Source organism: Acidisoma sp. L85 (genome assembly GCF_009765865.1).
Taxonomy (GTDB): domain Bacteria; phylum Pseudomonadota; class Alphaproteobacteria; order Acetobacterales; family Acetobacteraceae; genus Acidisoma.
Window position 1 is genome coordinate 1 of the sequence record NZ_LMUQ01000084.1, and the last position, 20,898, is coordinate 20,898.

23 protein-coding genes are annotated in these 20,898 nt (G+C 64.4%); 16 read left to right on the plus strand and 7 right to left on the minus strand.

What is annotated here, in order from left to right; genetic code table 11:
* Positions 1-104 precede the first annotated feature (104 nt).
* The 4 genes from GSQ83_RS27780 (at position 105) to GSQ83_RS27795 (ending at position 4,309) form a co-directional block, all read left to right on the plus strand.
* Positions 105-1,037: a carbohydrate ABC transporter permease gene (locus GSQ83_RS27780; RefSeq protein ID WP_158806136.1), complete on the plus strand. Its 933-nt coding sequence runs from the start codon at positions 105-107 to the stop codon at positions 1,035-1,037.
* Positions 1,038-1,223: 186 nt separating this feature from the next.
* Positions 1,224-2,075: a carbohydrate ABC transporter permease gene (locus tag GSQ83_RS27785; RefSeq protein ID WP_158806138.1), complete on the plus strand. Its 852-nt coding sequence runs from the start codon at positions 1,224-1,226 to the stop codon at positions 2,073-2,075.
* A gap of 10 nt (positions 2,076-2,085) precedes the next feature.
* The gene (locus GSQ83_RS27790) at positions 2,086-3,168 is read left to right on the plus strand and encodes an ABC transporter ATP-binding protein (protein ID WP_158806140.1); all 1,083 of its coding nucleotides are present in this window, start codon (positions 2,086-2,088) and stop codon (positions 3,166-3,168) included.
* Between the two features lie 25 nt (positions 3,169-3,193).
* Positions 3,194-4,309, plus strand: a complete 1,116-nt coding sequence (locus GSQ83_RS27795) for an ABC transporter ATP-binding protein (RefSeq protein WP_158806141.1) — start codon at positions 3,194-3,196, stop codon at positions 4,307-4,309.
* Positions 4,310-4,469: 160 nt separating this feature from the next.
* Here the strand turns inward: GSQ83_RS27795 and GSQ83_RS27800 are convergent, their stop codons facing one another.
* The 7 genes from GSQ83_RS27800 to GSQ83_RS27830 all read right to left on the minus strand — a co-directional run bounded on the left by GSQ83_RS27800 (position 4,470) and on the right by GSQ83_RS27830 (position 13,708).
* Positions 4,470-5,501, minus strand: coding sequence for an enoyl-CoA hydratase/isomerase family protein (locus GSQ83_RS27800; protein WP_158806143.1), 1,032 nt, complete (start codon positions 5,499-5,501; stop codon positions 4,470-4,472).
* A gap of 19 nt (positions 5,502-5,520) precedes the next feature.
* Positions 5,521-7,533 (minus strand): Hint domain-containing protein, encoded by a 2,013-nt coding sequence (locus tag GSQ83_RS27805; RefSeq protein WP_158806145.1) that lies wholly within the window; start codon positions 7,531-7,533, stop codon positions 5,521-5,523.
* Positions 7,534-7,879: 346 nt separating this feature from the next.
* Entirely contained in the window at positions 7,880-8,524 is a 645-nt protein-coding gene (gene hisG / locus GSQ83_RS27810; protein WP_254065983.1) for an ATP phosphoribosyltransferase, read from the minus strand.
* Between the two features lie 139 nt (positions 8,525-8,663).
* On the minus strand, positions 8,664-9,764 hold the full coding sequence (locus GSQ83_RS27815) for a hypothetical protein (protein ID WP_158806149.1): 1,101 nt from the start codon (positions 9,762-9,764) through the stop codon (positions 8,664-8,666).
* 105 nt (positions 9,765-9,869) lie between these two features.
* Positions 9,870-11,306 (minus strand): cytosine permease, encoded by a 1,437-nt coding sequence (locus GSQ83_RS27820; RefSeq protein ID WP_158806151.1) that lies wholly within the window; start codon positions 11,304-11,306, stop codon positions 9,870-9,872.
* 37 nt (positions 11,307-11,343) lie between these two features.
* Positions 11,344-12,057, minus strand: a complete 714-nt coding sequence (locus tag GSQ83_RS27825; RefSeq protein ID WP_254065958.1) for a TenA family protein — start codon at positions 12,055-12,057, stop codon at positions 11,344-11,346.
* Between the two features lie 10 nt (positions 12,058-12,067).
* Positions 12,068-13,708 carry a DUF563 domain-containing protein gene (locus GSQ83_RS27830; RefSeq protein WP_158806153.1) on the minus strand — a complete coding sequence of 547 codons (1,641 nt, stop codon included), beginning with the start codon at positions 13,706-13,708 and terminating at the stop codon, positions 12,068-12,070.
* A gap of 384 nt (positions 13,709-14,092) precedes the next feature.
* Here GSQ83_RS27830 and rpsL point away from each other — a divergent pair, with 384 nt between their 5' ends.
* The 12 genes from rpsL to rplP are packed head-to-tail and all read left to right on the plus strand — an operon-like array spanning position 14,093 to position 20,897.
* Positions 14,093-14,464 carry a 30S ribosomal protein S12 gene (gene rpsL / locus GSQ83_RS27835; protein ID WP_158806155.1) on the plus strand — a complete coding sequence of 124 codons (372 nt, stop codon included), beginning with the start codon at positions 14,093-14,095 and terminating at the stop codon, positions 14,462-14,464.
* A 12-nt stretch (positions 14,465-14,476) separates the two neighbouring features.
* On the plus strand, positions 14,477-14,953 hold the full coding sequence (rpsG, locus tag GSQ83_RS27840) for a 30S ribosomal protein S7 (protein WP_158806157.1): 477 nt from the start codon (positions 14,477-14,479) through the stop codon (positions 14,951-14,953).
* 52 nt (positions 14,954-15,005) lie between these two features.
* Positions 15,006-16,196, plus strand: a complete 1,191-nt coding sequence (tuf, locus tag GSQ83_RS27845) for an elongation factor Tu (RefSeq protein ID WP_158806159.1) — start codon at positions 15,006-15,008, stop codon at positions 16,194-16,196.
* A gap of 42 nt (positions 16,197-16,238) precedes the next feature.
* On the plus strand, positions 16,239-16,553 hold the full coding sequence (rpsJ, locus tag GSQ83_RS27850) for a 30S ribosomal protein S10 (RefSeq protein ID WP_158806160.1): 315 nt from the start codon (positions 16,239-16,241) through the stop codon (positions 16,551-16,553).
* Between the two features lie 19 nt (positions 16,554-16,572).
* Positions 16,573-17,247 (plus strand): 50S ribosomal protein L3, encoded by a 675-nt coding sequence (gene rplC / locus GSQ83_RS27855; protein WP_158806162.1) that lies wholly within the window; start codon positions 16,573-16,575, stop codon positions 17,245-17,247.
* Between the two features lie 10 nt (positions 17,248-17,257).
* Complete coding sequence (rplD, locus tag GSQ83_RS27860) at positions 17,258-17,902, plus strand: 50S ribosomal protein L4 (RefSeq protein ID WP_158806164.1); 645 nt, start codon at positions 17,258-17,260, stop codon at positions 17,900-17,902.
* 38 nt (positions 17,903-17,940) lie between these two features.
* Positions 17,941-18,237, plus strand: coding sequence for a 50S ribosomal protein L23 (locus GSQ83_RS27865; RefSeq protein ID WP_158806635.1), 297 nt, complete (start codon positions 17,941-17,943; stop codon positions 18,235-18,237).
* Between the two features lie 18 nt (positions 18,238-18,255).
* Positions 18,256-19,089: a 50S ribosomal protein L2 gene (gene rplB, locus GSQ83_RS27870; protein ID WP_158806166.1), complete on the plus strand. Its 834-nt coding sequence runs from the start codon at positions 18,256-18,258 to the stop codon at positions 19,087-19,089.
* 3 nt (positions 19,090-19,092) lie between these two features.
* Entirely contained in the window at positions 19,093-19,371 is a 279-nt protein-coding gene (rpsS, locus tag GSQ83_RS27875) for a 30S ribosomal protein S19 (RefSeq protein ID WP_158806168.1), read from the plus strand.
* A 3-nt stretch (positions 19,372-19,374) separates the two neighbouring features.
* Positions 19,375-19,785: a 50S ribosomal protein L22 gene (gene rplV / locus GSQ83_RS27880; RefSeq protein WP_158806170.1), complete on the plus strand. Its 411-nt coding sequence runs from the start codon at positions 19,375-19,377 to the stop codon at positions 19,783-19,785.
* A 1-nt stretch (position 19,786) separates the two neighbouring features.
* Complete coding sequence (rpsC, locus tag GSQ83_RS27885) at positions 19,787-20,464, plus strand: 30S ribosomal protein S3 (protein WP_158806172.1); 678 nt, start codon at positions 19,787-19,789, stop codon at positions 20,462-20,464.
* Between the two features lie 16 nt (positions 20,465-20,480).
* Positions 20,481-20,897, plus strand: a complete 417-nt coding sequence (rplP, locus tag GSQ83_RS27890) for a 50S ribosomal protein L16 (RefSeq protein ID WP_158806174.1) — start codon at positions 20,481-20,483, stop codon at positions 20,895-20,897.
* Position 20,898 lies beyond the last annotated feature (1 nt).

Sequence of the window (20,898 nt, forward strand, 5' to 3'; positions counted from 1 at the left end):
GGCTGGACGTGTCCGAGGCCATGATCCATGTCGCCATGGGAAGCCTGCTTTTACGCCGGATCGCCCATGACTGACCTTTCTCAAACGGACTGTAAGGACCGCGCATGTCGGCAGCCAATTCTTCCGCGACCTCCACGGCGCCCGCGCCGCTTCGCAGCCGAGGGGCGGGCGCGCTGCCCTATATCCTGAGTCTGCCGGCGCTGCTGGTTTGCGTGGGCATCCTTATCCCATTCCTGACGGCGGTCTTCTATTCGCTCGAGCGCTACAACCTGGCCTTTCCGCAGGCGCGGAAATTCATCTGGTTCGGCAATTACGTGAAGCTTGCCTATAGTTCCGAATTCTGGCGCACGGTCGAGGTGTCGCTGCTCTATACGGTCTTTACGGTTGGGTTCGAGTTGCTGATCGGTCTCGGCATCGCGCTGCTGCTGTGGCGGCGGTCCTTTGTCACGAACCTGCTCAATGTCTTGCTGATCCTGCCGCTGATGGTGGCCCCGGCCATCGCGAGCCTGATGTGGAAGCTTATGACGAACGCCAATTTCGGCGTGCTGAGCTACATCGTCACGGTTCTGGGCTTTCCGAATTTCCGCTGGGCGACCTCGCCTTCGTCGGCGTTGTTCACCGTGGTTCTGGTGGATATCTGGGTATACACGCCGTTCATCGCGATCCTTTTGCTGGCGGGTTTGCGCGGGCTGCCGCGACAGCCTTTCGAGGCGGCGGAACTGGATGGCGTGCCGCAGACCTTCGTCTTCTTTCGCATTCTTCTGCCGATGCTGCTGCCATACGTGCTGACGGCGACGCTGTTCCGCATGCTCGACAGCATCCAGCAATTCGACATCATCTATGCGATGACGCAGGGCGGACCGGGCGACACGCTGATGGTGTTCCAGATCCAGTCCTATTTGCAGGCCTTCACCTTCACCAATATCGGCCGCTCCTCCGCGATCCTGATGGTGCTCTGGGCGATCACCTACGTGCTGAGCAAATACTTCATGAGCACCTGGACGCGTCTGCGCGAACGCGCCCATGGGCTGGCTTAGGGTGTTGGTGATGAGTGGGATCCGTTGTGGCCAGGTTAGCCGTCAGGCTCGGCGCAGGCCGAGCATCCACGCCTTGCCTTCGTCGAGCAAGCAAGGCGTGGATGGCACGCCTTCGCGTGCCATGACGGATGGGGGCTGTGTGCAAACCGTCCGACCAAGACCAGCCTCCTGCGGGACCTCACCATCATGAAGAGCGCCTCCTTCTCCCCCGTGCGCGGCATTCTCATGCTGATCGTCGCGGTGTTCTTTCTGTTTCCGCTGATCTGGATCGTGCTGATGTCGTTTGAGACGAACGGCGATATCCTGCGCAGCCCACCGCGACTCTTCTTCTCGCCGACTCTGCACAACTATGTTTCGCTGATTCTGGGCAAGCTCGGCGGTGGCGTCGGAACGATGACCGTCGACTACATGCGCAATATGATGAACAGCGTGATCCTGAGCGTCTGTTCGGTCGTGGTTTCGCTAATCCTGGGCGTGCCCGCCGCCTATGCCTTCGCCCGCTTCAAGTTTCGTGGCGGCGAGGATATGGCCTTTACCCTGTTGAGCTTTCGCTTCGCGCCGCCGCTGCTCGTGCTGCTGCCGCTGCTGCGCTACTTCCAGGTGATCGGCCTGTACGACACCTATTTCGGTCTCGTCTGGGTCTACCAGCTCATCACTTTGCCGCTGGTTCTCTGGATCGTGCGCGGCTATTTCGAGGATGTCAGCGAGGATATTGAACTCGCCTACCGCCTCGACGGCCATAGCTGGCTCGCGACTTTCTTCAAGATCGCGATTCCCCTGGCCCGCCCCGGCATCGCCGCCGCCGCTCTGCTCGCCTTTATCTATGCGTGGAACAACTTCATTTTCGCGCTGATCCTGGGATCGAGTTCGGTGCAGCCAGTAACGGTCGGCGCGCTCGCTTTCATCACAGCCTCGGGCATCGAATACGGGCAGATCGCGGCGGCGCTGGTGCTGTCGGTGATTCCGACGCTGGTGCTGGCGATCTTCACGCAACGCTATCTCGTCGAGGGCCTCAGCCTCGGCGCCATCAAGGGCTGAGGAAAACTTCATGTCGTTCCTGACAGTCCAGCGCCTGTCCAAGGCTTACAAGAAACAGGAGGTCATCCAAGACCTCAGCTTCACGGTCGACCGGCTGGAGACGCTGGTGGTTTTCGGGCCGTCAGGTGCGGGCAAAACCGTACTGTTGCGGCTGATCGCGGGCATGATCCGGCCCGATCGCGGCAATATCATTGTCGATGGACGGGACATCACCGATCTCAACCCGGAACATCGCCATCTCGGCATGGCGTTCCAGAATTTCGCGCTCTATCCGCATATGACGGCCTATGAGAATATCGCGAGCCCCTTGCGGTCTCGCCGCATAGCGCAGTCCGAGGTGGACCAGCGGGTGCACGAAGTCGCGAAGCTGCTGCGCATCGATCATGTGGTGAGCCATCTGCCGAAAGCTCTGTCGAACGGGCAGAAGCAGCGCACCGCCCTTGCCCGCAGCCTGATCGCCAAGCCGAACCTTATTCTGCTCGATGATCCGCTGCGCAACGTGGATGCGAAAGTGCGCTACGAGATGCGGCTGGAATTGCCGCAATTGCTCCGCGCGCGGGAAACCACCGTGGTTTACGTGACGCAGGACTACAAGGAGGCGATGGCGCTGGGCGACCGTATCGCCGTGCTGGTGGATGGCCGGATCGAGCAGATCGCCACGCCGCGCGAGATTTACGAGCGCCCCGCGAATAGCCGCATCGCCCGGCTGTTCGGCGATCCGCCGATCAATCTTCTGCCGGTGAGCACCGTGCCCGGCAGTCAGGGCGCGCAGATTCGCGTTGCCTCGACGGATGTGGCGCTGCCCGGCGGTGCCGGCGCGCGTGATGGCTGCGTGCTGGGGCTGCGGCCAGAGGATGTGGCCGTAGGGTTCGAGGCGCAGCCAGGCGCCATGCCGGTGGAGATCGATGCGGTGACGCCGCTCAATGACCGCGAGGTCATGCTGCTGCGCGCCCGCGACGGCACCGAGATTTTCGCGAGCGCACCGCAGGGCCATATGGCGGGATCGGGGCAGCGCGGCCGGCGCGAAGCCTGGGCGACGCTCGACCTATCGCATTCGCATTTCTTCGATACGGCCGGGGGCGCGCGGTTATGAGCGCTCCGGTGAGGATGCACCGCTGATGGCGACACTCGATCTCGACGATATCTCGAAGATATATCCGGGCTCGCGTGACCGCGCGGTCGATCACGTCTCGATGAAGATCGAGGATGGCGAGATTATCGCGCTGCTCGGTTCCTCGGGCTGCGGCAAAACCTCCACTTTGCGAATGGTCGCGGGGTTCGAGAGCGTGACCGAGGGGACGGTCAAACTCGGCGACCGCATCGTGAATAATCTCAAGCCGGCCGAGCGGAATATCGCGATGGCCTTCGAGGGCTATGCGCTGTATCCGCCGCTGAAGGTGCGCGACAATATCGCGTTCAGCCTGTTGCGGGACCGTACGCCGCGCGCCGAGATCGACAAACGTGTCGGCGAGATCAGCGACATGCTGGAACTGGGGCCCATGATGGAGCGCTATCCGCCGGGTCTTTCCGGCGGCCAGCAACAGCGTGTCAGCCTGGCGCGGGCGCTTATTCGCAAGGCCGCGATCTATCTGCTCGACGAGCCGATGTCGCAGCTTGAGCCGCAGTTGCGGGCTTTGCTGCGGGCGCGGATCAAGGACCATCTCATCGCCAATAAAATGACGACGGTGATCGTGACGCATGACCAGACGGAGGCCATCGCTTTGGCCGATCGCATCGCTGTCATGGATAACGGGCTGTTGCAGCAATTCGGCACGCCCGAGGATTTGCGCGAGCGGCCGAGCAATCTGTTCGTGGCATCCTTTATCGGGGAGCCGCCGATGAATTTGTTTTCCGCCGAGGTGGCAGGCGGGGTTCTTCAGGTTTTCGATAACGAAGGCGCCGCCGCTTTTACGCTGCCGTTGCGGCAGGGAGCTTTGCCGCCCGGTAGCCGCGTGATGATCGGGATGCGGCCGCATAAGCTACGGGTCTCGGAGGATCTGGCCGGGGCGACGCTACGGGGACGGGTGGTGACGAACCATTGGCTGGGCGACCACAGCCATGTCGGCGTGCAGGTCGGCGGCTGTTTCCTGATCGCGGTGGCGGGCCGTCATGTGGTGGCGCCGGTAGGCGCCGAGGTCGGCATCATTGCGCCGGAAGATGCCGTCCATGTCTTCGATGTCGCGAATGGCCAGGCGATCCGGCATGGGCTGCACGATCAGGCGACGGCTGCGTAGCGGGCGGCTGTCAGACTAACGGCGAGGGTTCCACGTCATCTTCGGCGAAGGCCGAAGATCCACGCCTTACTCGCGGCACGAGGCAAGGCGTGGATGCCCGGCCTTCGCCGAGCATGACGAAACGGTTGCAAGGCCGGTCAGTGCCTGGCACTCGCCGCCGTCACTCCTCCTCCGCCAGCAAATCATCGATCACGTCGTCATCGACTTCGTCGATATGCGCCGGCTGCCAGTTTGGCTTGCGGTCCTTGTCGACGATCATGGCGCGCACGCCCTCCTGGAAATCCGGCAAGGTGATGATCTGCGCGACGAGGTTCATCTCCGCTTCGAGGCATGCCGGCAGGTCGCGCCGGCTGCCACGCTGCAGCAGACCCAGCGACCAGGCGAGCGATGAGGGCGAGGCGCTCGCCATCACATCACGGGCGCGGATCGCCCATGGCGCGCCTTCCGCGGCGAGCCGCTGCATGATCTCCTCCACCGTCTCGGCGGAGAAGCAGCGGTTGATGGCTGCCCGGTCGGCCGCCCAGGTGAAAGGCGGCGGCGCTATGGCATGGGTCGCGAGCACGGCCACGCCATCGAGCGCCAGTTCCTCCGAGAGTGACGCCAGGTCGGCACTCGGAACGAAATGCGTGGCGAGACCGAGATGCACCGCATCGGCGCCCGTCACCCGCTCTCCGGTCAGGCCGAGATAGACTCCGAGGGCGCCCGGCAGGCGCGGCAGGAAGAAGCTCGCCCCGATATCCGGCGCAAGGCCGATGGAGGTTTCCGGCATAGCGAGGACCGCCTGCTCGGTGACGATGCGGTAGGAGCCGTGAACGGAGATGCCGAGGCCGCCGCCCATGCAGATGCCGTCGATCAGCGCTACATAAGGCTTGGGGAAGGCCGCGATGGTCGCGTTGAGCAGATATTCCTCGGCGAAGAAGGTCTGCGCCTCGTCGATGGCGCCTGCCAGGACGAGGGTGCGAACTCGTTTCACGTCGCCGCCGGCACAGAAGGCACGGCCGGCGCCCTGCACGACGACGGCATGGATCGCCGGTTCGTCCCGCCAATTCTCCAAAGTCTCCTGGAGTTGCTGCACCATTGAAAGGTCGAGGGCGTTCAGCGTCCGCGGGCGGTTCAGGAGGATGCGTCCGATGCGTCCGTCCACTTCGGTCTTGATGGCGGGTGCTTCGTCGGCCGGAGTGGTCTCGCTCATCGGGTCGTCCTCGCATCGGTCATGGAGGGGAACCTCGCGCGGTGTGAGGAGGCTGGCAATGGCGCCGCGAGGCGCGTGGGGTCAGTGCGCCGAGATCCCTCTCCGGTTCCAGAAGGGATAGACGCGATGCGAGGAGCGACCGCGCGGCATCGACCTCGGGGCCGAGGACGCAAAGCGGCGCGCAGGCCAGCGCGTCCCGAATCATCATGGCATTGGGACCTTCTCCACCGAAAACGGGCTGGAGCTGCGTGAGACCGCTGTTGTTGCCGAAGGATCCGCGATCGCCGACGTCGAGGTAGCTCTCGGCCGGCAGACCCTCCGCCAGCAGCACGGAATGGCGCGGCAATTCGATGTGGTAGTAGGTGATCGTATTGGCATTGACCTGGCGGATCGAGCTGCCGTTCACGAGGTGCTTTACCGGCACGAGTACTTCATTCACCAGGACGGCGTGATCGGGCGATAGCAGCAGGTCGCGGTGGGGTTCGTGCTCGGCGAAGGCATGCGCCGCGACGCGGATTGGCAGGACACGATCGGGCGTCGGATGCGTGTCGCATTGCACGCGGCGATGCCCCGCCCAGGTGATCCTCATAAGTTCGCCGAAAGCCGTCAGTACGCGATCGCCCTCGCGCAGTTTCTCGACGGGCGTCTCGCCGCCCGGTGTTGCAATGCGCGTGCCCGCGGCGAAACAGGGAATGAGCGTGACGGTCGTGTCGCTGCCGGAAACCTGGGTGGTGACGGTCTCATTGGTGAAGGCGCTGTCGAATTTCAGGACATAGGTATTGCCGCCGCCGCTTAGCGTCAGTTGATCCGTCGTTGTGTCGAAGGTGGAGGAGAGGCCGGTGACGCCGGTGAGGCGGATGGTGTCGCCTGTCGAGAAGCCGGTGATGGTCTGCACGGCATTGAAAGCGGCGGCGGTGCCGCTGATTTGCCATTGGGCGCCAGAATCGAAGGCGATCGTCGGGAAATTCGTGATCGTCGTGCCGAGACCCGCGAGTGTGTTCTGAGTCTCCGATGCCGCGAGTTCCAGCACGCTATTGGCGCCGCCGCCACTGACTGTGCCCCCGAAGACGGCACCTGTCTCCACCACCAGGCGATCGGCCTGATTGGTGCCGAAGCGGATGGCGGTTCCGGTCAGTCTGGCCGCGCTTATGATGCCCGCGTTGACCAGCGTGCCGCTGAGCAGGGAGACGCCGGTCAAGTCGCCGATAATGGTGCCCGTGTTGGTGAGCGTCCCGCCATCGGCGAGGTCGGCGCCGATCGCGCCGCCATAGATATAACCTGCGTTACTGAAGGCAAGCGGCCCTGTCGGTCCCGTCAGGACGCCGTAGGCGGCGCCGCTGATCGAACCGCCGGTGAGGTTCGTGATGACGCCGCCATGTGCCAGGTAGACGCCATAGCCGCCACGCACCAGCACTTGCATCGCGTTGATGGTGCCGCTGTTCGTCACAGTGCCGACGCCACCGTAGACCCCGACACCAATGAAGGTTCCGGTGATGCTGCCGTCAGTGAGGTTGGTGACGCTGCCGCTCCCCAGCAAATTGACGCCGTTCCCCTCAGCCGTCGAGACGTGGATATCGCCGTCATTGCTGACAATGCCGGTGCCGCTTTCGACGTCGATGCCGTCAAAGCCACCAAAGATGACGCCGCCGCTGAGATTGGTGACGATGCCGCCGACCGCGAGATACACACCGTTATAGGTATTCGGCAGAGGTGTGGCCTCGATCTTGATCGCGCTCGAGTCCAGCGTGCCGCTATTCGTGACGGTGCCAGCGGCACCCGTCACGTCGATGCCGTTACGATAGGCGGAGATCGTGCCGAGGTTAATCACGACACCACCGGCCGTCAGCGACACGCCGTCCGCGCCGGATGCGGAGGCCGTGACGATGCCGCTGTTGCCGAGCGTCCAAGGAGTCGCGAGGCCCGATATGGCGACGCCGGTGCTGGCGGTGATCGTACCGCTCGCGGTGATCGTCGTCGGATTGGTGCTCAGGGTAATGCCCTGGGTGATGGCGGATGAAATCGAACCTGACAAAGGCCTCTCCCGTAGTCGCGTAATCCTCGCGATGTCGACAGGGTAAAGCGCCCTCGGCTAAAATTCCCTCAATATCCCGAGTGTTGAATCCGCATTGTCTTAGTTCCCCGGAGCATCCAACCGGCGGCAGCGGCCACTCGCCGCAGTCCACCATCGAACAAGAATTCTCTCTCGCGGTTTGGAATCCGGTCAATTCTTTGTGCGTAGCCCATATCGGACGCCGGCGTAATGCAAGGATCTCCGCTCATAGCGGTCTAGAGCTTGCGGCCACGACGCCGTGAGAGCGGATTACTTATCAATTTGAACGGTCTGGCGCGTGAATCAGCCGATGCGCAAGATGCATGAGTCAGGCAGCGGCCTTGTCGAGTGCGGCGCGAAAACGTTCGATCCAGCCGCCGATGGCCTGCGGCCGTGTCTTCAGCGCCGCGCGATTGACGATGAGCCGGCTCGTGACGTGCGCGATCACCTCGCTCTCGACGAGGCCATTGGCGCGCAGGGTCGAACCGGTCTGGACAAGATCGACAATTACCCGGGAGAGGCCGAGGCGCGGAGCGATTTCCATCGCGCCGCTAAGATGCACAACCTCGGCATGGATGCCGCGGGCTGCGTAATGGCGGCGCGCGATATTAGGATATTTGGTTGCCACTCGGACGCGCGACCAGCGCTCGGGATCACCCTGCCCCGCCGTTTCCTCGGGCTCCGCGACCGAGACGCGGCAGCGGCCGATGCCGAGGTCGAGCGGCGCATAGATTTCCGGATAGTCGAATTCCATCAGCACATCGGCGCCGCAAATGCCGATCTCGGCTGCCCCGAAGGCCACGAAGGTCGCGACATCGAAGGAGCGGACGCGGATGATGTCGAGCAAGGGATCGCTGGTCGGGAAGCGCAGGCGGCGGCTGCTATCCTCCGCCAGATCGGCGGCGGGTTCCAGCCCGACTCGTTCAAGCAGAGGCAGGCAGTCGCCGAGGATGCGGCCTTTCGGCAGCGCCATCACCACGGCGCCATGATCCGTCTCGGTCGCCGGGAGCCTGGCGTCATTGGCGGGACGAGGGGTTTGCGGGCCTGGGCTCATGCTGGCGCGTCTAGCATCGGTGGCGGCGAGGGACAAAAGCGGTGGGCGCGCGCCTGATCTACCGAGCGGCACCCAGCACGAAGGTCGCCAGGAAATGCAGCAGCGGGTTGAGGAGTGCCTCGCCCGGCGTGTTCGGAGGGGGCGGCCGGCCCGTCATATGGGCGGCGCGATAGGCGGCGGCATTGAACCAGGGCGAGGGGTCGAGGTCTCGCGCGGCGCCGACGGCGAGGTAATGGGCGAAGATATCGCGCGCCCGGCCAAGCTCGGCGCCGTGGCGAGACTTGTAGAATCCGATGTCGAAGAGCGGCAAAGGGCTGACGCCGCGCTCCGCCCGGTGGCTGAGATAGTGCCGCAGCGGGGATTGCGCGGCCGGGAGGCCGTAGGCATCCCGATACCAGGCCGGATCGAAATAGAGGCTTGGTCGGAAGCCTTGCGCCTCGCCGTCCAGAACGTAGTGGCAGAGCGGGCTCATCGTCCCCGGCGGAGCATAGCGCTGGCGGTACCAGACACCGTCGAAATAGGGGTTGGGCCGCCGTTGCTCCTGCCAGCCACGTTGCGTGTAATGCTCGACCGCATCGAGTCCCGCCTCATGCACGTCGGGTCCGTTGATGAAGTAATAGTTGGGATCGACCAGTCCGGAGCCGCGCAGAATATCGCTTTCGCGGCGCGGCAAGCGGCCCTCGGTCCGGCCGGCAAGCATGAAATGCTCGTAGGGGTCGATAACCGCGACCCCGATATCCGCGTAGCGCTCCCGATAGAAGCGAACGTCGAAATCGGGATTGGGGCTGACCGTGCCGTCTGTGCGATGCGCGAGGTAGTGGGCGAGGCTGGACGTACCATCAGGCAAACTCTGTGCGGCGCGATACCAGCGCGGATCGAACCAGGCGATGGGCCGCCGCCCCAGCGCCTCGCCGATCGAGAGGTAGTGGCCGAGGGGCTCCTCCTCCGCTGCTTCGGGAGCCTGTGCGCGATAGCACTCCGGGTCGAAGACAGGACTGGGCCAGCGCCCCTCACGCCAGCCGGCGTCAAGGTAGTGGGCGACCGGGTCGATGCCGGCATGCGCGACGTCTGGGTAGCGGCTGCAATACCAAACGCTGTCGATCACCGGGGCGATGTCATGGCGCGGCCCGGCGGCAGGCGTGTCGCATATGCCCTCCAAGCGCGCGCCTCCCTGTCCCGGCGAGCGCGTCACCGGTCGGGTGCCCGCAGCCGCGCCGCGAGGTTAGCCTAGCATGTCATTGCCAAACCGCAAAGACACCAGCCGTCAGCGGCGGTCGCCTGCGGTGCTGACGCGGCCGATCGCGAGGTAGATGGCGGCCGCGACCAAAGCAGAGCTGATAAAGCTGAGATCGACGCCGGAGGCGATATTCGCAAGGGGCCCGGTGAAGACGCTGGTATTGGTGAAGAGCAGGCCGACGCCGACGCCGAGCAGCCAGGCGAGCACTGCGCCGCGGTTGAAGCCATGCCCATACCAATAGGCGCCGCGCTCCTTGCCCGCGCCGAAAGCCTGCAAGGCACGCGGATCGAAGCGGCCGCCATGCTGGCGGTAGCCGATGATATTGATCATGATCCAGGGCGTCACCAGCACCGTCACCACCGAGCAGAGCGCCAGGATCGAATCGGTGAGGTTGAACAGGACCAGGCCGACATAGCCGACGACGAGGCCGATCGCCCCGAAGATGAGCCCGACCTGGGGCCGCCGCATCCGCCATAGGATGGCATGCAGGTCGAGCGTGCCGTTATAGGCGACCATCGCCCCGTTGGTGAGATTGCCGACCAGCCCGATTAGCGCCACCGGGATCAGCAGGGCGGCCGGGAGGTTGTCCATCATCGTGCTGGTCGAGATGCCGGCATCGGAGACCCCGAGCGCGATGATCTCGCCGCAGGTCAGCGCCACGATGCAGCCGGCCACCATGCCGAGCAGCGACCAGCCGAAGAGGCGGCGCGGCGGAGTCCGCCCCGGCATATAGCGCGCATAGTCGCCGGCGAAGGGCGCGTAGGAGATGGCGTTGGAGATCTGCGCCGTCGTCGCCAGCATCCAGGTCGCCCAGAAGCCGCCCAAGGCGAGCTTCGGTGGCGTCGCTGGCGGGTGCCAATGGGTCACCGTGAAATAGGTCAGCAGCAGGAGGCAGACGAGGCTCGCGATGGCCGTGAATTTCTCATAGGCGACGATGGTGGCATGGCCGAGGATGGCGCAGGCCAAAGTGGCGAGGGCGATCAGCACGAGCGTGACGTTGAGTGTCGTGCCGGTGGTCGGCCATCCGAATAGCCTGTGTCCGGCCTGAAGCAAGGGCGGTGCGCTGATCCAGAGCACCAGGGCGAAATAGCCGAGGTCGATGACCTGGGTGATGAAGGAGCCGACATAGCGGCCGCGGATGCCGAAGAAGGCGCCGCTGCTGACCGTGCCATTGGTACCGGTGCGCGGCCCGAGCAGCGCCATGCCGGCGACCGCCAGCGAGCCGAGCAAGGTGCCGACCACGATGGCCGTGAAGCCCTGCCACCAGCCGAGGCCGAGAATGACCGGCACCGCCCCGAGCAGCAACGAACCGTAGGTGATCTGGGTGCCGAAAAAGACCCAGGCCATGTCGCGCGGTTGCGACTTGCGGTCCCGCTCGGGAATGAAGTCGATACCGCGACTTTCGATGCGGCCGACGCCGTCAATGGTCTCGTCGATCGCCTGTCCCGAAACCGGGGCCGTCATGCCGCCATCTCCTGTAAACCCTCCAAGCTTCTCCTGGTTACACCTGCTCTTTCGGCCAGCCGATACCCCAGAATTCGGCCTCCAGCCGTGTCGCCGCGCGGAAGGTGGTGAGGAGCGAGGGGTAGCGCGCCACCGCGCCGCGTTCCGCGCCGAGCCGGTCGATGGCCAGGATCGCCTGTGCGGCGGCTGCCTGGAAGGCCTCGCTCGAATAGCTCTCGATCCATGGCGCATAGGGGTTGCCCGCCATGACCGTCTCCGGATCAGCACGGAGCAGCGCGCCGATTTCGGCATAGCCGGCGATGCAGGGCGCGAGTGCCACTTCCAGGTCGAGCTTGTCGCCCGAGAGGCCGCGCTCCAGGAAGAAACGCGTATAGGCGAGCATGCGGAGATCCTCGGGCGTCGCCGCCATCTCGCTCTCCGTGAGGCCCCAGCCCTGGCAATAGGCGATGTGGAGCGGCAGCTCGACATCGAGGATCGCGGTCAGTGCGCGGGAAGCGGCGCGGATCTCGTCCAGCCGCTCGCTCTTGTAGCCGGACAGCGCGTAACCGCGGGCGTAGTGGATCAGGTAGAGGTAATCCTGGATCAGGTAGCGGCGGAACCCCTCCATGGGCAGGGTGCCGCGGCCGAGCGCCTTGAGGAAGGGATGGTGCAGGTAGCGTGCCCAGTCTTCTGCCACGTCTCGCCGCAATCGCCCGAACAGGCCGTGGTCGAGCGGCAGGGTGCCTGGCAGTCGCGAATCGTCGTTCATCATCCGGCGGCCCTCATAGAGTCGCCAGAAAGGCGATATCGTCTTCAGAAATGGTGAAGCCCGCGCTCCAGGGCTCGGCCAGCCCTTCTCCCTCCGGGCGATCAATGCCACGGATCTCCAGATAGTGATGGCGGCGGTGGCGGCAGAGAAACCAGAAGAAAGTATCTGGGAAGCTTGCCGCGGTCAGCATGACGACGCGAGTTCCCTCATCGCAGAAAGCCAGGTTGGTCATTGCCGCGCCGAGCGCCCCCACCACCAGGCGGGCGCCCTTGAACAGCGTGACCTGCTCCCCGAGCGTCATCCGTGCCGGATCGATGGCGATGAAGCCGCGGGCCTTCAGCGCCGCCTCGACCGCTGCCTCATTGACCAAAGGACGCGTGGTGGCCCGCCGCCGCACGAAGATCCTTTTATACGGCCCGCGCGGCGCCTTGGCGGCCAGGCCGGACAGGATGCGGGCACAGAGCGGCGATTGGTAGATCCCGTGATTGGTCAGCCCGTCCAGCAACAGAAGCGTCTCGTATCGTATCGGCGCGCCGTCTGTTGCGCGTATGGCCTCGCGGGGAATGCCGATGGCGTCCAGCGCATCGCGGACCACCGGCAGAAGATCGCTTTCGTGGACGATGTAACTCGGCTCGAAGCCCTGGATCATCTGCCGCGCCATCGCGGCGCGCGGCAGCATTTCCACCAGGAAGTGGCCGTAGTTGGGGGCTCCCCGGCTCTTGCAAAGCACGGAAAGGCCGGTGACCCGGGGCATCGCGCCGTGTGCAAACGCGGCAGACGCGCTCGCCGCCGCGGCGGCGATGTCGGCGTCCGAAAATAGCCGTCCGGTGGCCGGCACCACCCGCAGATCTCGGTCAAACACGATGCCTTCCCGCGAGACGACGGCCTCCTCCAGGACGCGGAGCGTGACCGGGCTGGCCGGGAAGACCCCGCGATTCCACGATACCTCCATGGCGTGCCGGTATTTCTCGGGAATGCGTTCCCCGTGCCGCTGCTCAGGCGGCCGCACTTCGAAGGCGGGCGAGAGGAGCCTGCAGGCCACCGTCTCATCGGTCGGCGGAAATTCGAGCCATGGCGGCTGGTTTTCGATCGCGGCGCCACCAAGCATCACAAGAGGGGCGGCGTCTGGCCGGCGCAGAATCCAGAGCCGGATGGCCTCGACAAACGCGCCACCGGGCGCCAGCGCTGGGGCCATGCCTGGCTGGTCGAGGCGCTGGGAGCCGTCCGTGAACGCGACATCGTAGCGGCAGATGAAGAAGGGCGTGGAGGCCGGGTGAAGCCGGAAGCGCACGCCGACGCAGCCGAGGCCGATGCCGCGGGCGCCGCACAGCGTGCCGGGCGGCGTCCAGGTCGTCACCACCAAGGGTGCGAAGACGATCTGGCAATCCACGCCCGGTGAGGTTTCGGGCGGCGCATCGCTCACCGGCCTGGGCAGCATGATGGCTTCGAGCCGCAATCCGCTGCCGGGTATGCCTAGCCACTCGCCGGGTTCGGCCCGCACATCCCCACGCATGGCGAAATGCCCGAGGATTTCGCCTCTGCCGGGGCGGGCAGCCGCGTTACCAGGTGGCAGGGCCTGCGGCGCGGCACGCGGCGCGGGGAGAAGGGCCACGCCATTCGTCCGGCCCTGGTCATCGTTCGGGTGCTGATCCACGCGCGCTTGCTCCTTGCCGAACCGCAACCAAGCTTGCCATAACGCGGCGCCGAGGACAGCTTGTTTGGCCCAGGCGGAGGCCGAACGGCGCTTTTGTCGCCCCGATGGGCAGCCGCCATGACGATCATGCGTGGTACGGAGCTTGACTCGGGGGGACCCCCCCGGTAGGTGTCGCGCCCTCGGCCGAACCTGGGCGCTGTGCCCCAGGTCTAGGTCTATATTCGTATCTTCCGCTGCCGCGGTGCCGCCCAAGGGACATTGTCTCGTCCAGGGGCCCAGGCCATGGCAAGGACATAACCCGCTTGCAGGGCCGATGCTCTGTAGTGGGTCATTGTTGCGAGTATGGGCCGGCCAAGACGGGATGTGAGGATCGGAACGAGGTCTATGCCGACGATCAACCAGCTGATTGCGAATGGGCGTGAGCCCAACCGCGCGCGCAACAAGGTTCCGGCTCTGCAGGGTTGCCCTCAGAAGCGCGGCGTCTGCACGCGGGTCTATACAACGACGCCTAAGAAGCCGAACTCCGCGCTTCGTAAGGTGGCCAAGGTCCGGTTGACGAACGGCTATGAGGTCGTCTGCTACATTCCTGGCGAGGGGCATAACCTCCAGGAACATAGCGTCGTCCTGATCCGCGGCGGCCGCGTGAAGGATCTTCCCGGCGTGCGGTACCACATTTTGCGCGGCGTGCTCGATACCCAGGGCATCGCCAAGCGTCGTCAGCGCCGTTCGCTCTACGGCGCGAAGCGTCCGAAGTAAGGAGACAGGGGCATGAGTCGCCGTCACCGCGCCGAGAAGCGCGAAATCCTGCCGGACGCGAAGTTTGGCGATGTCGTAATCAGCCGTTTCATGAACGTGCTGATGTACGACGGCAAGAAGTCCGTCGCCGAGGGTATCGTTTACGGTGCGCTCGATTCGTTGAAGCGCCGTGGCGGCTCCAGCGCCGATCCGGTGCGGATGTTCCATGAGGCGCTGGACAATGTGAAGCCGACCGTGGAAGTCCGCTCCCGCCGGGTTGGCGGCGCGACCTATCAGGTGCCGGTGGAAGTTCGGACGGAGCGCCGTCAGGCGCTGGCGATTCGCTGGATCATCGACTCGGCGCGCAAGCGCGGCGAGCAGACGTTGGAAGACCGGCTATCCAATGAATTGTTGGACGCCGTGAACAATCGCGGCGCCGCCGTGAAGAAGCGCGAGGATACACATCGGATGGCCGAGGCCAACAAGGCCTTCAGCCATTATCGCTGGTAACCGAGACAGTATTTAACCCGTCGCTAGCAAGTCGGCTCACGGAGAGAAGACGATGGCCAAGGCCAAATTCGAACGCAATAAGCCTCACTGCAACATTGGCACCATTGGTCACGTTGACCATGGAAAGACCTCTCTGACCGCGGCCATCACCAAGGTGCTGGCGAAGTCGGGTGGCGCCACGTTCACGGCCTATGACCAGATCGACAAAGCTCCCGAGGAGCGGGCGCGTGGCATCACGATCTCGACCGCTCACGTTGAGTACGAGACGAAGAACCGCCACTACGCCCACGTCGATTGCCCCGGCCATGCCGACTACGTGAAGAACATGATCACGGGAGCGGCGCAGATGGACGGCGCGATCCTGGTCGTGTCCGCCGCCGATGGCCCGATGCCACAGACCCGCGAGCACATCCTGCTCGCCCGTCAGGTCGGCGTTCCGGCGCTGGTGGTGTTCATGAACAAGGTCGACATGGTCGACGATCCCGAGATTCTCGAGCTCGTGGAAATGGAAGTTCGCGAACTGCTGTCTTCCTATCAGTTCCCCGGAGACGATATCCCCATCACCCAGGGTTCCGCTCTAGCCGCGCTCGAGGACAAGACACCCGAGATTGGCGAGCAGGCCATCATCAAGCTGATGGAGACGGTCGATAACTATATCCCGCAGCCGGAGCGTGCCAAGGATCGCCCGTTCCTGATGCCGATCGAGGATGTGTTCTCGATCTCGGGTCGTGGCACGGTGGTGACGGGCCGTATCGAGCGCGGCATCCTGAAGGTTGGCGACGAAGTTGAAATCGTCGGCATCAAGAACACGGTGAAGACCATCGCGACGGGCGTCGAGATGTTCCGCAAGCTGCTCGATCAGGGCGAGGCCGGCGACAACATCGGCGCGCTGCTGCGCGGCACGAAGCGTGAAGACGTTGAGCGCGGCCAGGTTCTGGCAGCTCCCGGCTCGATCACGCCGCACACCAAATTCAAGGCCGAGAGCTACATTCTGACGAAGGAAGAAGGCGGCCGTCACACGCCGTTCTTCACCAACTACCGCCCGCAGTTCTACTTCCGCACCACGGACGTTACCGGCGTCGTCACCCTGCCCGAGGGCACGGAGATGGTCATGCCCGGCGACAACGTGTCGATGGATGTCGAGCTGATCGCGCCGATCGCGATGGATGACGGCCTGCGCTTCGCTATCCGCGAGGGTGGCCGAACGGTTGGTGCCGGCGTCGTCGCTCAGGTCGTCGCGTAATACCGGCGGAACGAGATCGAAGTCGCGAACTGGAAGCCTGTTATGGAAAACCAAAACCAAAACATACGCATTCGCCTGAAGGCGTATGATCACCGCGTGCTGGACGCCAGCACGCGGGAGATCGTCAACACGGCGAGGCGTACAGGCGCCAATGTTCGCGGCCCGATCCCGCTGCCGATGCGCATCGAGAAGTTCACCGTGTTGCGCGGACCGCATGTCGACAAGAAGAGCCGCGAGCAGTTCGAGATTCGCACTCACTACCGCCTTCTCGACATCGTCGAGCCCACGCCGCAGACGGTGGACGCGCTGATGAAGCTCGACCTCGCCTCTGGCGTGGACGTCGAGATTAAGATCTGAGACTGGAAAGACCGCGGCGATGCGCACCGGAATAATCACTAAGAAGCTGGGCATGTCCCGGATCTTCAAGGAGGATGGCAGTCACGTCACTGTCACCGTCCTTCATCTTGACCAGCTGCGGGTGATCTCCACCCGTACCGAGGAAACGGACGGCTACACCGCGGTGCAGCTCGGCTGGGGCCTGGCCAAGGTCAAGAATGTCTCGCAGCCCAACCGTGGCCACTTCGCGAAAACGAAGGTCGAGCCCGCGAAGAAGGTTGTCGAGTTCCGGGTCGCTGCGGATGCGCTGGTGCCGCCGGGTTCGGTCATTTCCGCGGCCCATTTCGTGGTCGGCCAGAAGATCGACGTGACCGGCACGTCCAAGGGCAAGGGTTTTGCCGGCGCCATGAAGCGCTGGAACTTTGCCGGTCTCGAAGCGTCTCACGGCGTGTCGGTCAGCCATCGAAGCCACGGCTCGACGGGTAATCGCCAGGATCCAGGCAAGACATTCAAGAATAAGAAGATGGCGGGCCATCTCGGCCATGAGCGCATCACGGTGCTCAACCTCGAGATCGCGGCGGTCGATGCCGAGCGCGGGGTCATCATGGTTGCAGGCGCGGTGCCGGGTGCCGCTGGCGGTTATGTGCTGGTGCGGGATGCCATCAAGCGGCCTCGCCACGCCGATGCGGCCTATCCCGCCGCGCTGGCGAGCTGAGGAGCGCGAGATGCAAGCTGATATCAAGACGCTCGACAACGGCGACGCCGGTTCGGTCGAGCTGTCAGACGAAATTTTCGGCATCACGCCGCGCCCCGATATCATGGCGCGTGTGGTGCACTGGCAGCGCAGCCGCAGCCGCGGTGGCAACCACAAGGTAAAGGGCCTCTCCGAGGTTTCCGGCACCACGCGGAAGCCGTATCGGCAGAAGGGCACGGGCAATGCACGCCAGGGCAGCCTGCGCGCGCCGCAGTTCCGCACCGGTGGCGTGGTCCATGGTCCGGTCGTTCGCGACCACGGCTATGATCTGCCGAAGAAGATCCGCCGCCTCGGCCTGATTTCCGCGCTGTCGCAGAAGCAGGCGGAGGGCAAGCTGGTGGTGATCGATACGGCGGCCGGCGTCGAGAAGACCAAGGATCTGGTCGCGAAGTTGCGCACCCTCGGCTGGCGCTCGGCGCTGATCGTCGATGGTGAAGTCGATGCGCGCTTCCTGTTGGCGAGCCGCAACGTGATCGGCATCGACGTGCTGCCGACGGCGGGCGCGAACGTGCTCGATATTCTGCGGCATGACATTCTCGTCGTGACCTCGGCGGGGCTACAGGGCCTCACCGCGCGTCTCGCGGCGAAAACAGAAAAGGCAGGAGTCGCGGCATGAGCACGCCCGGTCTCAACGCCCGCAAACGCGCCGCGAAAATGTCGCGCGAGGCGATGTACGAAGTCATTCGCAGCCCGGTGATCACCGAGAAGGCGACCATCCTGAACGAGCGCGGCCAGGTCACGCTGCGTGTTGCGCTCGATGCGACGAAGCCCGAGATCAAGCTCGCGGTTGAGACGCTGTTCGGGGTGAAGGTGATGGGCGTGAATACGCTGATCACCAAGGGCAAGACGAAGCGGTTCCGCGGCCGGCCCGGCGTGCGGTCGGATGTCAAGAAGGCGATCGTGCAGCTGGCAGACGGCCAGTCGATCGACTTCACCACGAGCCTAAGCTGAGGCGACGGGAATAGGATCATGGCGCTAAAGCAATTCAATCCCGTCACGCCCAGCCTGCGCAACACCGTCTTGGTGTCGCGCAAGGAGCTGTGGAAAGGCAAGCCGGTTAAGGGCCTGACCGAGGGCAAGTCCTCCTCGGGCGGTCGCAACAACCATGGCCGCACCACTGTTCGGTTCCGGGGCGGCGGACACAAGCAGACTTACCGCATCGTCGATTTCAAGCGGCGCAAGTGGGATGTCGCGGCTCGCGTGGAGCGGATCGAATATGATCCGAACCGCACCGCCTTCATCGCGCTGATCAAGTATGCCGATGGCGAGCTGGCCTATATCATCGCGCCGCAGCGCCTGTCGGTCGGCGACAATGTGGTTGCCGGCCAGCGCGCGGATATCAAGCCCGGCAATGCGATGCCGCTGGCGGCGATCCCGGTTGGCACGATCATCCACAATATCGAGATGAAGGAAGGCGCGGGCGCCAAGGTTGCCCGCTCGGCCGGAACCTTCGCCCAGCTCGTCGGCAAGGATGCGGGCTATGCCCAGGTCAAGCTGATGTCGGGCGAGCTTCGCGTGGTTCGCGCTGAGTGCATGGCGACGATTGGTGCCGTGTCCAACGCCGACAACTCGAATATCCATATCGGCAAGGCGGGACGTTCCCGCTGGCTCGGCCGCCGCCCGCATAACCGTGGCGTCGTGATGAACCCGGTCGATCATCCGCACGGCGGCGGCGAAGGTCGCACCTCGGGCGGTCGTCATCCGGTTACGCCTTGGGGCAAGCCGACCAAGGGTTACAAGACTCGCGTCAACAAGCGGACGGACAAGTTGATCATCCGCCGGCGCAACAAGAGCAAGGGCTGATTCATGGCACGCTCCGTTTGGAAAGGCCCGTTCGTGGACGGGTACCTCCTGAACAAGGCCGAGACGTCACGCGCCTCTGGCCGCAACGAGATCATCAAGATCTGGTCGCGCAGGTCGACGATTCTGCCGCAGTTCATCGGCCTCACCTTCGGGGTCTATAACGGGCACAAGTTCCTGCCCGTGGTGGTGAACGAGAATATGGTGGGTCACAAATTCGGCGAGTTCTCGCCGACGCGGACCTTCACCGGCCATTCGGCGGACAAGAAGGCGAAGCGGGGCTGATTCATGAGCAAGCCAAAAACCCCTCGTAAGCTGGCTGAGACTGAAGCTCAGGCTCTGGTCAGCAATATCCGCGTGAGCCCGCGCAAGCTGAACCTGGTGGCGGGCATGATCCGCAACCAGCCGGCGGCGAAAGCTGTCGCGACGCTGACCTTCAGCAAGAAGCGGATCGCCCAGGATGTTCGCAAGGCACTGCAGAGCGCCATCGCGAATGCCGAGAACAATCATCAGCTCGACGTCGATCGGCTGGTGGTGACGCGCGCCGAGGTTGGCCGCTCGATCGTCATGCGCCGCTTCCAGGCGCGCGGTCGCGGTCGCGCTTCCCGCGTCGAGAAGTGGTTCGCCCATCTCAGGATCGTCGTTGCCGAGCGGGCGCAGGAAGCGGCCGCGCCCGAGACTACGCAGGAGGCCGCGTAACATGGGTCACAAAGTTAACCCGATTGGCTTGCGGCTTGGCATCAACCGCACCTGGGAGAGCCGCTGGTTCGCGAACCGCGACTACGCGAAGCTTCTCCATGAGGATCTGAAGCTCCGCCTGTTCCTGCGCCGCCGTTTGTCCGGCGCCGGCGTTTCCCGCGTGGTAATCGAGCGCCCGGCGAAGAAGCCGCGCGTCACGATCTATGCGGCGCGTCCCGGCGTCGTCATCGGAAAGAAGGGCCAGGACATCGAGGTCCTCCGCAAGGAACTGACTGCGATTGCCGGCGCCGAGGTCTCGCTGAACATCGTCGAGATCCGCAAGCCCGAGATCGACGCGACCTTGGTGGCCGAGAACATCGCCCAGCAGCTTGAGCGGCGGGTTGCTTTCCGCCGCGCCATGAAGCGTGCGGTGCAGTCCGCCATGCGCCTCGGCGCGCAGGGCATTCGCATCAATTGCGGTGGCCGCCTCGGCGGTGCCGAAATCGCGCGGATGGAGTGGTATCGCGAGGGCCGGGTGCCGTTGCACACGCTACGCGCGGATATCGATTACGGCGTCGCGACCGCCAAGACGACCTATGGCACTTGCGGGGTCAAGGTTTGGGTCTTCAAGGGCGAAATCCTGGCGCACGATCCCATGGCGCAGGACCGCAAGGCCGCCGAACAAGCGCCGCAGCGGTAGGACACGGAACAGGTTCATGCTTTCTCCCAAGCGCACGAAATACCGCAAGGCGCATAAGGGCCGTATTCACGGTCTCGCCAAGGGTAACACGCAGCTCAACTTCGGCGCCTTCGGCCTCAAGGCCTTGGAGCCGGAGCGCATCACGGCTCGCCAGATCGAGGCGGCTCGCCGCGCGATCACCCGCGCCATGAAGCGCACGGGCCGCGTCTGGATCCGCATCTTTCCGGATGTGCCGGTGTCGCAGAAGCCGGCCGAAGTCCGCATGGGCTCCGGCAAGGGCAGCCCGGAATTCTGGGTCGCTCGCGTGAAGCCCGGCCGCATTATGTTCGAGATCGATGGCGTCTCCAACGAGATCGCGCAGATGGCGCTGACGCTCGGTGCGGCGAAGCTGCCGATCAAGACCAAGTTCGTCACCCGCATCGGAGAGGCGTGAG

Coding starts and splice junctions, on each gene's coding strand:
- rplD (WP_158806164.1), top strand. CDS start 17,258: ATGCAAGCTGATATCAAGACGCTCGACAACGGCGACGCCGGTTCGGTC.
- rplC (WP_158806162.1), top strand. CDS start 16,573: ATGCGCACCGGAATAATCACTAAGAAGCTGGGCATGTCCCGGATCTTC.
- GSQ83_RS27825 (WP_254065958.1), bottom strand. CDS start 12,057: ATGATGAACGACGATTCGCGACTGCCAGGCACCCTGCCGCTCGACCAC.
- GSQ83_RS27865 (WP_158806635.1), top strand. CDS start 17,941: ATGTCGCGCGAGGCGATGTACGAAGTCATTCGCAGCCCGGTGATCACC.
- GSQ83_RS27790 (WP_158806140.1), top strand. CDS start 2,086: ATGTCGTTCCTGACAGTCCAGCGCCTGTCCAAGGCTTACAAGAAACAG.
- rpsJ (WP_158806160.1), top strand. CDS start 16,239: ATGGAAAACCAAAACCAAAACATACGCATTCGCCTGAAGGCGTATGAT.
- rpsL (WP_158806155.1), top strand. CDS start 14,093: ATGCCGACGATCAACCAGCTGATTGCGAATGGGCGTGAGCCCAACCGC.
- GSQ83_RS27795 (WP_158806141.1), top strand. CDS start 3,194: ATGGCGACACTCGATCTCGACGATATCTCGAAGATATATCCGGGCTCG.
- rplB (WP_158806166.1), top strand. CDS start 18,256: ATGGCGCTAAAGCAATTCAATCCCGTCACGCCCAGCCTGCGCAACACC.
- GSQ83_RS27780 (WP_158806136.1), top strand. CDS start 105: ATGTCGGCAGCCAATTCTTCCGCGACCTCCACGGCGCCCGCGCCGCTT.
- rpsC (WP_158806172.1), top strand. CDS start 19,787: ATGGGTCACAAAGTTAACCCGATTGGCTTGCGGCTTGGCATCAACCGC.
- GSQ83_RS27820 (WP_158806151.1), bottom strand. CDS start 11,306: ATGACGGCCCCGGTTTCGGGACAGGCGATCGACGAGACCATTGACGGC.
- rpsS (WP_158806168.1), top strand. CDS start 19,093: ATGGCACGCTCCGTTTGGAAAGGCCCGTTCGTGGACGGGTACCTCCTG.
- rplP (WP_158806174.1), top strand. CDS start 20,481: ATGCTTTCTCCCAAGCGCACGAAATACCGCAAGGCGCATAAGGGCCGT.
- rplV (WP_158806170.1), top strand. CDS start 19,375: ATGAGCAAGCCAAAAACCCCTCGTAAGCTGGCTGAGACTGAAGCTCAG.
- GSQ83_RS27800 (WP_158806143.1), bottom strand. CDS start 5,501: ATGAGCGAGACCACTCCGGCCGACGAAGCACCCGCCATCAAGACCGAA.
- hisG (WP_254065983.1), bottom strand. CDS start 8,524: ATGGCGCTGCCGAAAGGCCGCATCCTCGGCGACTGCCTGCCTCTGCTT.
- rpsG (WP_158806157.1), top strand. CDS start 14,477: ATGAGTCGCCGTCACCGCGCCGAGAAGCGCGAAATCCTGCCGGACGCG.
- tuf (WP_158806159.1), top strand. CDS start 15,006: ATGGCCAAGGCCAAATTCGAACGCAATAAGCCTCACTGCAACATTGGC.
- GSQ83_RS27785 (WP_158806138.1), top strand. CDS start 1,224: ATGAAGAGCGCCTCCTTCTCCCCCGTGCGCGGCATTCTCATGCTGATC.